Source organism: Gemmatimonadaceae bacterium, assembly GCA_016720905.1.
Taxonomy (GTDB): Bacteria; Gemmatimonadota; Gemmatimonadetes; order Gemmatimonadales; family Gemmatimonadaceae; genus Gemmatimonas.
Window position 1 is genome coordinate 307567 of the sequence record JADKJT010000030.1, and the last position, 12341, is coordinate 319907.

Genomic DNA, 12341 nt, shown 5'->3' on the forward strand with positions numbered 1-12341 from the left:
GGCGCCGCGTTGTTTGCGGCGCCGCTGTCACTTTGCCTTGTGATATCGCCGATGGCGCAGGGGCTGGTGGCGCAGGCGGCGCCTGCCAAGCCGACGCCCAAGGACTCGGCCACCAAACCGGCGGCCAAGGACACCACGAAAACGCTGCCGGTGGACGGCATCGCTGCCGTCGTGGGTGATCAGGTTGTCCTGATCTCCGAGGTCACGGCCGAGGCCTTGCGGCGCCGGTCAGCCGGCATGCAGATCAACACCAAGGCGGAGTTCGACAAGCTTCTCACCGAGGTGCGTGATCAACTGCTGGAAGCCGAGCTGCTGGTACAGAAGGCCAAGGCCGAAAAGATCGAAGTCAACGAAGCGGAGTTGACGCGCTCGGTGGATGATCAGGAGAAGAAGATCAAGGTCCAGTTCAAGACCGAACTGGAGTTCCGGACGGCGCTCAAGGAAAACGGCTTCGGATCGTACGACGAATGGCGCAAGATGCAGACCGATCTGCTCAAGCGCGACAATTACCAGCGTGACCTCATCCAGAAGCTCAAGCGTGACGGCAAGATGACGGCCGTCAACGTGAGTGAAGCGGAGGTCACTGAGGCCTACGAGGCCAACAAGTCGCGGCTGCCGCGCAAGGAAGCGCGCATCGGCCTGCGGCAAATCGTGCTGGCGACGAAGCCGTCGGAATCGTCCAAGAAAAAGACGCGCGCCAAGATCGATTCATTGCGGGCGGAGTTGGAGAAGCATCCGGAGGACTTCGAGAACATCGCCAAGAAGGAGTCGATGGACCCGGCGTCGAAGGAGTTGGGTGGCGATCTGGGATGGAACCGGCGCGGTCGGATGGTGCCGGAATTCGATCGCATGATGTTCGCCCTCAACCCCGGTGTCATCAGTCCGGTGGTGGAGACGTCATTCGGCTACCACATCATTCGCGTTGACCGTGTGCAGCCAGCCGAGGTGAAGGCTCGGCACATCCTGCTCAGTTGGACCCTCGACTCGGCCGATGAAGCGCGCTCGAAGGTGCTGGCCGACTCGGTCGCGACGGTGTGGCGCAAGGGCGGGAATTTCGATTCACTCAGCGTGCGTTTCCACGATCTGGCGGGCGGCGAGGAGAAGACCATTCCCGAGTATCCGCGCGATTCGCTGCCAGAGGTGTATCGCAACGCGATTGAAGGAAAGAAGCTCAACGAGATTCTCGATCCGTTCGCCATCCCCAGCGGTCAACCCGGCATCAACAAGTTCGTGATCGCGCAGATCACCTTTTTGGACGAAGCCGGCGCATACACGTTGGCCGAGATGCGTGAACGCATTCGCTCCCAGTTGTCGGAAGAACGCAGCATGCGTCGTCTCATCGACACGCTCAAGAAGCAGACCTATGTCTCCGTGCGCTACGATCCAACGAAAGTGAGCGCACCGATCGTCCCATGATGCCGCCACGGCGGCCGCGGATTGGCGTCACACTGGGCGATCCGCGGGGCGTGGGTCCGGAAATCGTGCGCAAGTCGCTGGCCGACGCGCGCATTGGGTCGCTTGAGGTGGACTGGCTGGTGGTCGGCCCGAGCGGTACCGAACAGCCTGCGGCCGAGGTGACCGGTTCGTGGATGCCGGGCGGTGATGCCGTGCGGGACGCGGCGCAGGCCGGTCGTCTGGCCGGAGACGCCGTGCGACGGGCCGCCGAGTTGGCCATGGAGGGCGCCCTCGATGGCCTCGTCACCGCGCCACTGGACAAAGCGGCGCTTCATGCTGGCGGCTACGACTATCCAGGGCATACGGAGATGCTGGGCGCCATTGCCGGATGTCCGACCACGATGATGCTGGCGTCAGACCGGCTCCGTGTGGTCTTGGCCACTACGCACATCGCGCTGCGGGACGTCCCGGCGGCGCTCACGCACGACCGTATCGTGCAGGCCGCATCGGCCACCCGGAAGGGACTGCGCGATGGCTTCGGCATTGAGCAGCCGCGCATTGCCCTGTGTGCGCTCAATCCGCACGCCGGCGATGGCGGGCGTTTCGGGAACGAGGACACACGACTGCTGGCCCCAGCGGCGCGAGCCGCTGACATTTCGGGACCGTTCCCCGCAGACACCGTCTTCGTGCGCGCGATGCGCGGGGAGTTCGACGCGGTCATCGCACCGTATCACGATGTCGGCATGACCGCCATCAAGGTCGCGTCGTTCGGTGAAGCGGTGAATGTCACGCTGGGGCTGCCGTTCGTGCGAACGTCACCCGATCACGGCACGGCGATCGATATTGCCGGGAAGGGCATCGCATCGGCCGAAAGCATGGTCGCGGCGATGCAGATGGCGGTCAGGCTGGTGAGGCGACGGCCCTAGGTTCTCGCGGGACGCGAGGCGCCTGCGAATCCGGGAATCCGCAGGCTATTTCGCTTCAAGGGCTCGTCCTCAGGGCGAAAGCTCTTCCTCGGGCTCTTTTGGTATTTCCTGCTCGCCGGTCTCTCCGCGGCGCTGTTCGTACTCCGGACGTTCGCTGTAACCGTACCCACCGAACACTTCGCCCCCGCGCATGTAGTCATGGCCATACCCTCTGCCAATCGGGTAGCCGTCGGCTGTGCGCTTCTCCTGCTCGTGCATCAGAGCCTCCTCAAGCGGGTGTCCTGACACGGTACGAATATTTTCACGGGGAGGCAAGCACGGCGAGGGCGAAAGCCGCTGTCCGTCCAACGGGTGACCGGCGTCACCGGTCGCGGTCACGTAACGGTTTCTGGGAAAAGCACTTAAGGCGCGGATCCAGAGCCCGGAGGCATTGAATACTGGTACTGGACTCCGCTATGTTTTAAGGCTATGCAGATTCGCAATATCGCCATCATCGCGCACGTCGATCACGGAAAGACCACCTTGGTCGATAAGATGCTCCGCCAGGCTGGGGCGTTTCGCGATAATCAGGTCGTCGAAGAGCGCGTGATGGATTCCAATCCGCTCGAAAAGGAGCGGGGGATCACGATCCTCGCGAAGAACACGTCCATCCGCTGGCATGACACGAAGATCAACATCGTGGACACGCCCGGCCACGCCGATTTCGGCGGCGAAGTGGAACGAATTCTTCGCATGGTCGATGGCGTGCTGCTGGTGGTCGACGCCTTCGACGGCCCCATGCCGCAGACACGATTTGTGTTGCGCAAGGCGCTGGAACTCGGGTGCACCCCGATCGTGGTGATCAACAAGATCGATCGGCCCGGCGCCGATCCCTTGCGCGTGCACGATGAAGTGCTGTCCCTGTTCATCGAACTTGAGGCCACGGAAGAGCAGCTGAATGCGCCGGTGGTGTACGCCAGCGCCAAGCAGGGCACGTCCACCATGGACATGGACGTGACACCGGTGGATCTGACGCCGCTGTATCAGTGCATCGTGGACAGCGTGCCGCCGCCGCCGCACGACGCGGAGGGGCCGTTTCAAATGCTGGTGTCCACCATCGAGTATTCCGCCTATCTCGGACGCATGGCCATCGGGCGCGTCGAGCGTGGCGTCGTGCACTATGGCGATTCCATCACGCTGGTGCCGTTCGAGTCCGGGAAGCCGGTGCAGCGCGGGCGGGTTTCCAAGCTGTTCGGGTACGAGGGACTGGAGCGCGTCGAAATCCAGGAAGCTTCGGCTGGCGAAATTGTCATGCTGGCCGGCTTTGAGGACGTGGACATCGGCAGCACGCTCACGCACCCGGAGTCGCAGGATGCGCTGCCGGGCATCAGCGTGGAAGAGCCGACCATCAGCGTGGACTTCCTCGTCAATAATTCCCCGTTTGCGGGTCGCGACGGGAAATACGTGACGTCGCGCCAATTGCGCGAGCGCCTGTACAAGGAACTCGAGCGCAATGTGGCCCTCAAGGTTGAGGACAGCGACAGCACGGACGCCTGGAGCGTCTCTGGTCGCGGCGAGCTGCATCTGTCCATTCTCATGGAGACGATGCGGCGCGAAGGATTCGAGTTTCAGGTGTCGCGCCCGCGCGTCATCACCCGTACGGGCGAGAACGGCGAGCGGCTGGAGCCGTTTGAAGAGCTGGCCATCGACGTGCCGGAGGACTATCTGGGCACCGTCATCGAAAAGCTCGGACCGCGCAAGGCCGAGATGATCGAGATGAAGAACCCGGGGCAGGGTCTGGTGCGACTGCTGTATCGTGTGCCGGCGCGCGGCCTGTTCGGCTTCCGCAGCGAGTTCCTGACCGACACTCGCGGCACTGGACTCATGCACCACCGTTTCCTGGAGTACGGGCCGTGGGCCGGACCGTTGTCCGGTCGGTCGCGTGGCGTGCTGGTGTCCATGGAGAACGGGACCATCATCGCCTTCGCGCTGTTCAGCCTGCAGGAGCGTTCGACGCTCTTCGTGGCCCCGGGCGACGCGGTGTACGAGGGGATGCTGGTGGGTGAGAACTCACGGCCGGGCGACATGGACGTGAATCCGACCAAGGAAAAGAAGCTGACCAACATCCGGACCAAGTCGACCGACGAGAACATCACGCTTGAGCCGCCGCGTGAGCTGACGCTGGAAAGCGCCCTCGAGTACATCGAGGAAGACGAGTTGATTGAGATCACACCGCACAACATCCGCCTGCGCAAGCGGGCCTTGGCGGCGGCCGATCGGAAGCGCACCAGTCGCGTGGCCAAGCGGGATAAAGCCTCGGCCTGACCGGTTGGCGGAAATTTGGTGGGACGCGCAATGGGCCAGCAGTTGCGTCCGGGCGCGTCCCCTCCGATACTTGCCTCTGATTGCGTGACGCAGTGGTATGGTATGGCGTCATGCATCGGCCACCCGGACTCTCGCCGGGGGTCATCCATTCACATCGTGCAGGAGAATCGTCCCATGTTGGAGCTGTTCGGGTCGTCGTCCGCGGACGCGCTCGAAGAGAAGGTGCTGGCCTCGGTCTTCTCGTTTGGGGATGACGACGACGTCGATGACGAAGATCTCGACGATGATGACGACGACGATCTCGATGACGACGATGATGTCGATTTTGACGACGACGATGACGACGACGATGACGACGACGACGATCTCGACGACGACGACGACGACGATGATGATGACGACGACGAAGGCGAGGACTTTGACAGCCTTGACGACCTCGAGCCGGACGTCGACGATACCGACGGCGATCCGGACGCATAGGTCGAGTGTGTGAGCCGTCGACGCCGTTGTCGGGCGTTGACGGTCAGGACGGGCTTGGTTTAATTACTTGGCTCTGGTGGAACGCCACGGCCGTCGCAGGATGGCGCGCTGGGCGTTCCGGACGGGCCTTTAGCTCAGGTGGTTAGAGCGCACGCCTGATAAGCGTGAGGTCGTAGGTTCAACTCCTACAAGGCCCATGACATTGCGATAGCGTTGACGGGACCGTCTGGTGCGACGGTCCCGTCTCGTTTTGGGGCCCTCTTGGGCAACGACTTCTGTCCGCCGCCAATGACTGGTTCCGTACCGCAGATCTTCGGCCCTGACTATCGCGCCTGGCAGCGTGGACGCGTCGTCGTTGGCGATCGCGCGTTTCATGTGGCCACCAAGCCCGGCCTATTTGCGCATGGCCACGAGGACCCGGCCACGCAAATGCTGGCCGCTGAAGTGACCGAATGCGCCGGTCAGCGCGTGGTCTCCATGTCGTGCGGCAATGGTCTCGTCGGTGCCGTGGCCGCGGCCAGCGGCGCCTCGCAGGTCTGGATGACGGATCGCAACGCGCTCGCGATCGATGCGTCCCAACGCACGCTCAAGGCCAACGCGGTCAATGGAGCGGTGCGGATGGGACACGGCGCCGGACCACTGCCGCTCGACGTGATGGCTGATGTGGTGGCGATTCGCGTGGTGGCGGAGCGCATTCCCATGCTCATCCTGCTGCACGACGCGCTGCGCATTCTTCGCCCGGGAGGGCGATGCCTCCTGGCCGGTGCCAATCACGAGGGCGCCAAATCGGCGGCGCGCCTGCTGGAGCGGTTGTTCGGCAACGCGAAAACGCTGGCGCAGCATCGGGGTCACCGGTTGGTCGTGGCCACGCGACCGGCACAGCCTCCGGACATTTCCGACGAGTTGATTACGCCGTTCACCGACCCGCACGTTTTTCGTGACGTTCCCGTTTCGCTGCGCGGCCGCGCGTTCACGCTCTCTACGCGTCCAGGCGTGTTCTCCTGGGAGCATCTGGATGAGGCGACCGAGGTGTTGGCCGGCTTGATCGACATCACGCCCGGCGAGCGCGTCCTCGATATCGGATGCGGCGCTGGCGCGCTGGGTGTGGTGGCCGCACACCTGTCCCACACGGGAGTGGTCTGCCTGGTGGATGTGGACAGTGAAGCGGTGCGGTGCGCGACGCAGACACTGCACGCCGCAGGTGTCGCCAACGCCCGCGCGCTGGTGAGTGACGTCGCGTCAGCGGTGCGGGACGAGTCGTTCGATGTGGTGGTGGCGAATCCGCCGTTCCACGTGGGCACACAGGTCGATCTCGACGTGCCTCGTCAGTTCATCCGGGACGCATTTGATGTGCTGGTCCCCGGGGGGCGGGTGTTGCTGGTGGCCAATCGCACGCTGCCTTACGAAGCGATGCTGTCCGCGCAGTTTGGCGCCTATCGTTCGCTGTACGACGGACGTCGGTTCAAGGTGCTCTCGGCGCGCCGGGCGTAACCGACGTCCGTAGCACGGCGCATTCGGCGGGCGTCAGCAGTCGCCATGACCCGATGGCCTGATCACCGAGCGAGAGCGGACCGACCTCGATGCGCTCCAGTGTGGTGACGTGGTTGCCGACCGCGGCAAACATGCGGCGCACTTGATGGTAGCGGCCCTCGTCGAGTGTCAGCTGCACGCAGCGGTCATCCAGCACGTCGAGTGCAACCGGCGCCAGCGGATCGGCTTCGGCGGCCAACCGCAGGGTGCCGCTGGCAAAGCGTTCGCGCTCGTCGCCGCGCAAGGGCTCCGACAGTGTGGCTACATACACCTTGGACACATGCGAACGAGGTGACGTGAGACGATGATTGAGCGCGCCGTCATCGGTCAGCAGCAAGAGCCCTGACGTGTCGCGATCAAGCCGGCCAACCGGCGCCATCATCGGTGAGCGCAACCGGAATCGCGCGGGGAGCAGATCGTATACGACGGGATTGGCCACATCGGTCGTCGAGCACACGTATCCCCACCGGTTTGTGCAACAGGACGACGGCAGCGGGTGGCGGATCCAGCGGCAGGCCATCCACCAACACGTCGTCGTGCCGGAAGGCGGCTTCGGCGCGCAAGACCGTGCCATGCGTATCCGTGACCCGTCGCTGCGTCATCAGGCGCGTGATGTCGCGACGGGTGCCGTAACCGAGATTGGCAAGGTGCTTCACAAGCTGGCTCATCCCGGCGGATCATAGCACATCGACGACCACGGGTCACTTGCCCTCGCCAGCATGCCGGGCACCCGGACTTCCGGGCACCTGCGTCCTCAACGAGTATTGTCCCATGCGACTCTCTCCGATGCGCCGCTCGTGTGCGGCGGCGATTTTGCTGTTCCTGGCGGCGGCCGGGCATTCGTTACCGCTCGCCGCGCAGGCCGCCGCGCGCACGGTGGCACACACCGACCGCCGCCTTCAGGCCAAGGTCGAGGCGTTGGTGCGGGGCTTCCATGGCGATGTCGGCGTCTACATAAAGCACCTTCGCACCGGGCGCACGGCGGCCGTCCACGCCGACGAGCTGTTCCCGACGGCCAGCCTCATCAAGGTCCCCATCCTTCTGGGCACGTTCGACGCGATGCAGCGCGGCCAATTGTCGTACGACTCGCTGCTCACCTTTCGGGATTCGCTGGTCTACAGCCGTGATGACCTGTCCGGCAATCTGCGCGACTCCACCAAGGTGGCGCTGGCCAAGCTGACGCTGTTGATGATCTCACTCAGCGACAATACCGCGTCGCTGTGGCTGCAGGGATTGGTGGGCGGCGCGACCATCAATGCGTGGCTGCACGATCACGGATTCGATTCCACGCGCGTCAATTCGCGAGTTCCGGGGCGGGAGGCCGCCCGCACGCAGTTTGGCTGGGGGCAAACGACGCCTCGCGAATTGGCGGGAATGCTCACCATGATTCGCGAAGGCCGCGCCGTTGACGTGGCCGCGAGTGAGGCCATGTACCGCACGCTCACGCGCAGCTACTGGAACGGTGAAGCGCTGTCGCAGGTGCCGCCGTGGGTGCAGGTCGCGTCCAAGCAGGGCATGGTCAACAAGTCGCGGTCGGAGGTCGTGCTGGTGAATGCCCCGTCGGGCGACTACGTGTTCGCCATCGCCACACGAAACCAGCAGGACTCAAGCTGGACCAACGACAACGAAGGCTACGTGGTGATTCGAAAACTGTCCGCGATGCTGTGGAAGGAATTCGAACCCCGACATCCGTACACGCCGCCGCCAACAGCCAAACGCTTTCTGCCGCCTGAAGAACCTTAGTTCAGCCCGTAGGTGACCGTCGTGACCACGCGTACGCGCTTGACCACCTGACTCTCTTCACTGATGCCGGCCGCCTGATCGCGCGGCAGAATCTCGAAGACGCCCTGGCTGCCGGTGCGAATCCCGGACAGCGTGCTCTTCGAATCACGCGCAAACTGCTCGGCACCTTCGCGCGCCCGCGCCGTGGCCTCGGCAATCATCGGCGGCTTGAGATCGTTCAGTTTGGTGAACACGAAGGTGGGGCCGCCCGTGCCGTACTCCTGTCCCGACGACAACACGACGCCATTGCGCACGAGTTCCGGCACGCGCTGACTGGCCGCTTGCACGACGTCCACTCTCGTCGAGCGGACCACCAGCGTCTGGCGGATGATGTATCGGCTGCTGTTCTGGTACCCGCCTGACGCGCGCTGATCCTGCACCGAGAACTCCTGCAACGTGATCTCGGTCCCGGCAGAATCGACACCGGTCTCTTTCAGAAATGTGCGAACCAGTTGGACGCTGCGCTCAAGCGAGGCGTTGGCGCGTGACAGGTCATCATCGGTGGCGACCAGACGCAACGGCCAGATGGCCAGGTCGGCCTTGGCCTCACGCTCCGCAACGCCGCGCACGGTCACGGTGCGATCGCCGGTGCGCATGCGCGCCACCCCGGCGCCTGCCAGATATCCGCCAGCGGCTATACCGAGCGCGAGCACGACTGCACCCACGGTGAGGGTGCGCGGCGACCAGGAAGCGTCAGTCATGATGGATTACCGGTGAATGGATTCGACTGCAAACGTCAACAGTGACAGGCGGACGTCGGTTATCGGGGAGTGACGGGCGCACTGGTGACCCACGCGGTCCACCAGATATCACGCAGCATCTCCGCCCCGGCCGCCAGGCGCGCCGAGGCGAATGCCTTTTGCTCCGGCGTACTGGTTTCGGGCTGGAAGGGCGAGGCCCTGTCCAATTCGTACAGGCGGTCGAGTTGCCCGAAACTGGTTGTCAGATACGTCACGATCGCCTCGCGCAAGTTGGGTAGGACGCGCGCGTCGTGGCTCATGCCGGCAAGCACGTCGGGAAGCTTGATGTGCGCTTGCACAAATGCCGATTCGAAGCGCGAATGAAACCGGTTGTCGCTGGTATAACCTTTCGGATTCTCGCCAACCCAACCGTTGTGATGTTTGGTGGTATGATGCGGGTTCGAGCCGTCGGCGACGTAGTGCCCGAGTATGCCAGCATCATCGATGATGCGCGACTCGATCCAGGCGCGCGTGGTCGAATCGGGTGCGATGCGCCACAAACGGAAATCCCCACGCAGTTGCTGCGCCAGTTCCAGCATCTCGAACGGCAACAGGCCCATCGTGCTGGCGGCTGCGCCGGCCTGCCGCAGCGTATCGGCGTAGCCGAATCGGTTGGGCGCGGCGAGCGCCGCCGCAAGGACGGACGGCGCCACCAGATCCATGTCGATGTAATGCTCAGGCGACGTCCCGCCTTCCAATGCCGGATCGAGAGTGCGCTCGGCGCGGTCTTTCCAGCGGTCAGGTTCGGGATTCAGATAGGCGAGTTGCTGACTGGCCGCACGAAAGAACTGCGGCATCTCCTCAGGCAATCGTTGGGCGGCCGCCAGCCCGGTGAGCCGATGTCCAACGTCGCCCCATGCGGCAAGGTTGGAGGGCAGCACGACGCAGGCGACGGCCAACACGGCGCGGGTGATTGAGCGGGCAGGGAATTGGCGCATGCCGAAACCTACCCCAAAACCCCTGTCATTCCACCGGCAGCCGGATCTCGACGCGGCAGCCGCCCGCCGCGTGATTGCTCATCACGAATGCATATCGGTCACCGTAGAGCATGGTGAGCCGGGAGCGCGTATTGGTGAGGCCGATTCCGAGGCCATCCACCGTCTGCGGGCGCACGGCCAGAAATCGTCCACTGGTGGTGATCAGTCCGTCGAGGCCCTTGCCATTGTCCTCCACCACCAGCAGCAGTGTGTCCCCGGAGCGGGTGACCGAAATCGTGATGGATTGGTCGGGATGGCCGGGGGCGAGTCCATGCTTGAGGGCGTTCTCCACCAACGGTTGCAGCAGAAAACTCGGCACATCGACATCAACCGCCGACGAGTCCACCTCGATGTCGACATCCAGTCCCGCGCCGTAGCGCACGCGCGCGATTTGCAGGTACAGCTCGACCAGCTCGATTTCCTGCCACAGCGGAATCGTCGAGGACGCGGCGCTGCGCAACGACAGTCGCAGGAGGTCGGCCACCCGCGTCAGCGTGCGTTGTGCCTCGCGCACGTCCTGCTCCATCAATTCCGCCACGGAGTTCAGCGCGTTGAACAGGAAATGCGGATTGAGTTGCATGCGCAACGCATCGAGCTGTGTGCGCGCCAGTTTCTGTTCGAGCACGGCCGCCGCCCGATCACGCTCCCGGAAGCGTCGGACGAACTCCACCATATAGGCAGCGCCAAGCACGGCCCAGTACAGCACAACCTGAAAGTCCAGATGATTGACGAGCACGATGCGGACGGCGAAGGCATAGCTCGTCACCTGCCCGATGGTACCAAACACATGGTCGAACCAGGCCAGCACCAGCACGTTGATGGCACAGACGATTGCGGTGGCCAGCACGTGCACACCAACCCAGGTGCCCAGTTTTCCCGCCCCCAGTCGCACGCGGTCGACCAACGTGAGGATGGCCTGCGACCAGCCGCCCCAGATTAGCCAGGCGCCACCCTGCCACACCAGCGCACGGCCAAAACCGTAGTGCGTTCCCGAGGCATCGCCCACCACAGTGAGCTGCAGCGCGGCCAGCGCCGCCGGCACGAGCCAGACCACGGCGAACATCCATCGCGTCAGACTGCGCAGCCGTTGGCCTTCATCGGCGATCGTCAGGGATTGGGACGAAGCAACCATTGGAGCCTTGAAAGGCGTCTTAGGTGAGACGGGGTGCAATCCCCGGGGGATTGTCGGAAACGCGTGCCGGACAACTGGATTGAAACTACCGGTCCGCGCGTCGTGTACGAAGAACATGACCTGCAACGATTGCGTGCCGTCTCACGTAGTTTGTCTCGATTCAACCTGCGCGAATGCCGCGCACACTGCGAGTCTCCGGAGGGGCCATCGTGCGAGTATTGATCGTAGATGACGGGCGCTGGCGCGCCAACGCGTGAGGCGCCTGCTGCAGAACGAAAGTGATGTCGAGATCATCGGGGAGGCGGAGACCGGCCGCGATGCGATCCGTATGATCACCGAGACGCATCCCGATCTCGTCTGCCTGGATGTGCAGATGCCCGAATTGGACGGATTCGGCGTGCTGGCCGAACTCGATGGCGAGACCATGCCGATGATCCTGTTCGTGACCGCGTACGATGAGCATGCGCAACGCGCGTTCGATGTCCACGCGGTGGATTACGTGCTCAAACCAGTGGATGCTGATCGGTTTCGCGCGGCCTTCGAGCGCGCGCGAACGCAGCGGGCCCATGCGGTCGCGGCCGAACGTCTGGGCGAATTGCTGGCCACGGTGCGTCGCCTGGCCGACGGGAATGGCGTTCCGGAACGCGGTGACGCCGCGGCTGCATCGGCGGGCCATCAGACCAACGCCGTCGCGGGCAGTCCCGGCAGCAACGGTCACTTTGCCAGTCGTATCCTGGTAAAGCAGGATGGTCGCATGTTCTTTGTAAAGACGACGGAAATCGATTGGATCGAGGCGGACCGCAACTACGTACGTCTGCATGTCGGCAAGGTCGCCCATACCATCCGGGACCGCATCAGCCACCTGGAGGAGACGCTCGATCCACGATTGTTCGCGCGCATTCACCGGTCGACGATTGTGAACCTGAATCGCGTTCGCGAAATGCAGCAGTGGTTCTCGGGAGACTACGTGGTGATTCTGGAAGACGGCACCCGGTTGCGACTCAGTCGGCACTATCGCGATCGGGTGGAGAAGCAGGTCGGCGTCTGACGCCGTCGGGGCCGACGCACGTGGAGG

Annotated in this window: 11 protein-coding genes, 1 tRNA gene and 1 pseudogene; 8 read left to right on the top strand and 5 right to left on the bottom strand. The window is 63.7% G+C overall.

Annotated features, from left to right (window positions below; translation table 11 throughout):
• Positions 1–39 precede the first annotated feature (39 nt).
• Both IPP90_20195 and pdxA read left to right on the top strand, forming a co-directional pair.
• A complete protein-coding gene (locus IPP90_20195; protein MBL0172981.1) occupies positions 40–1416 on the top strand; it encodes a peptidylprolyl isomerase in 1377 nt (458 codons plus the stop codon).
• Positions 1413–2321: a 4-hydroxythreonine-4-phosphate dehydrogenase PdxA gene (gene pdxA / locus IPP90_20200; GenBank protein MBL0172982.1), complete on the top strand. Its 909-nt coding sequence runs from the start codon at positions 1413–1415 to the stop codon at positions 2319–2321. Before IPP90_20195 ends, pdxA begins: the two co-directional genes overlap by 4 nt.
• Positions 2322–2390: 69 nt before the next feature.
• Here the strand turns inward: pdxA and IPP90_20205 are convergent, their stop codons facing one another.
• On the bottom strand, positions 2391–2579 hold the full coding sequence (locus IPP90_20205; GenBank protein MBL0172983.1) for a hypothetical protein: 189 nt from the start codon (positions 2577–2579) through the stop codon (positions 2391–2393).
• Between the two features lie 210 nt (positions 2580–2789).
• Here IPP90_20205 and typA point away from each other — a divergent pair, with 210 nt between their 5' ends.
• The 4 genes from typA to IPP90_20225 all read left to right on the top strand — a co-directional run bounded on the left by typA (position 2790) and on the right by IPP90_20225 (position 6596).
• Positions 2790–4625, top strand: a complete 1836-nt coding sequence (gene typA, locus IPP90_20210; GenBank protein ID MBL0172984.1) for a translational GTPase TypA — start codon at positions 2790–2792, stop codon at positions 4623–4625.
• Positions 4626–4799: 174 nt separating this feature from the next.
• On the top strand, positions 4800–5105 hold the full coding sequence (locus IPP90_20215) for a hypothetical protein (protein ID MBL0172985.1): 306 nt from the start codon (positions 4800–4802) through the stop codon (positions 5103–5105).
• Between the two features lie 123 nt (positions 5106–5228).
• A tRNA-Ile gene (locus tag IPP90_20220) sits at positions 5229–5302 on the top strand.
• Positions 5303–5393: 91 nt separating this feature from the next.
• A complete protein-coding gene (locus IPP90_20225; GenBank protein MBL0172986.1) occupies positions 5394–6596 on the top strand; it encodes a methyltransferase in 1203 nt (400 codons plus the stop codon).
• On the opposite strand, the pseudogene IPP90_20230 reads toward IPP90_20225, so the two are convergent.
• A pseudogene (locus IPP90_20230) lies at positions 6568–7303 on the bottom strand (pseudouridine synthase). The gene IPP90_20225 and the pseudogene IPP90_20230 overlap by 29 nt on opposite strands.
• Before the next feature lie 118 nt (positions 7304–7421).
• On the opposite strand from IPP90_20230, the gene IPP90_20235 reads away from it, so the two are divergent.
• The gene (locus IPP90_20235) at positions 7422–8378 is read left to right on the top strand and encodes a serine hydrolase (protein ID MBL0172987.1); all 957 of its coding nucleotides are present in this window, start codon (positions 7422–7424) and stop codon (positions 8376–8378) included.
• On the opposite strand, the gene IPP90_20240 is transcribed toward IPP90_20235, so the two are convergent.
• From IPP90_20240 to IPP90_20250, 3 genes are read right to left on the bottom strand one after another with little or no spacing between them, the layout of a single operon-like run.
• Complete coding sequence (locus tag IPP90_20240) at positions 8375–9118, bottom strand: SIMPL domain-containing protein (GenBank protein ID MBL0172988.1); 744 nt, start codon at positions 9116–9118, stop codon at positions 8375–8377. The two genes, IPP90_20235 and IPP90_20240, sit on opposite strands and share 4 nt — an antisense overlap.
• A gap of 59 nt (positions 9119–9177) precedes the next feature.
• Positions 9178–10095, bottom strand: coding sequence for a hypothetical protein (locus tag IPP90_20245; GenBank protein MBL0172989.1), 918 nt, complete (start codon positions 10093–10095; stop codon positions 9178–9180).
• A 25-nt stretch (positions 10096–10120) separates the two neighbouring features.
• Positions 10121–11266 (bottom strand): histidine kinase, encoded by a 1146-nt coding sequence (locus IPP90_20250; GenBank protein ID MBL0172990.1) that lies wholly within the window; start codon positions 11264–11266, stop codon positions 10121–10123.
• Between the two features lie 253 nt (positions 11267–11519).
• Here IPP90_20250 and IPP90_20255 point away from each other — a divergent pair, with 253 nt between their 5' ends.
• Positions 11520–12314, top strand: a complete 795-nt coding sequence (locus IPP90_20255) for a response regulator transcription factor (protein ID MBL0172991.1) — start codon at positions 11520–11522, stop codon at positions 12312–12314.
• The last annotated feature ends 27 nt before the right edge of the window (positions 12315–12341 follow it).

Bases quoted from the DNA above. Each gene is read 5' to 3' on its own strand.
- pdxA (MBL0172982.1), top strand. From the start codon at position 1,413: ATGATGCCGCCACGGCGGCCGCGGATTGGCGTCACACTGGGCGATCCG.
- IPP90_20205 (MBL0172983.1), bottom strand. From the start codon at position 2,579: ATGCACGAGCAGGAGAAGCGCACAGCCGACGGCTACCCGATTGGCAGA.
- typA (MBL0172984.1), top strand. From the start codon at position 2,790: ATGCAGATTCGCAATATCGCCATCATCGCGCACGTCGATCACGGAAAG.
- IPP90_20215 (MBL0172985.1), top strand. From the start codon at position 4,800: ATGTTGGAGCTGTTCGGGTCGTCGTCCGCGGACGCGCTCGAAGAGAAG.
- IPP90_20225 (MBL0172986.1), top strand. From the start codon at position 5,394: ATGACTGGTTCCGTACCGCAGATCTTCGGCCCTGACTATCGCGCCTGG.
- IPP90_20235 (MBL0172987.1), top strand. From the start codon at position 7,422: ATGCGCCGCTCGTGTGCGGCGGCGATTTTGCTGTTCCTGGCGGCGGCC.
- IPP90_20240 (MBL0172988.1), bottom strand. From the start codon at position 9,118: ATGACTGACGCTTCCTGGTCGCCGCGCACCCTCACCGTGGGTGCAGTC.
- IPP90_20245 (MBL0172989.1), bottom strand. From the start codon at position 10,095: ATGCGCCAATTCCCTGCCCGCTCAATCACCCGCGCCGTGTTGGCCGTC.
- IPP90_20250 (MBL0172990.1), bottom strand. From the start codon at position 11,266: ATGGTTGCTTCGTCCCAATCCCTGACGATCGCCGATGAAGGCCAACGG.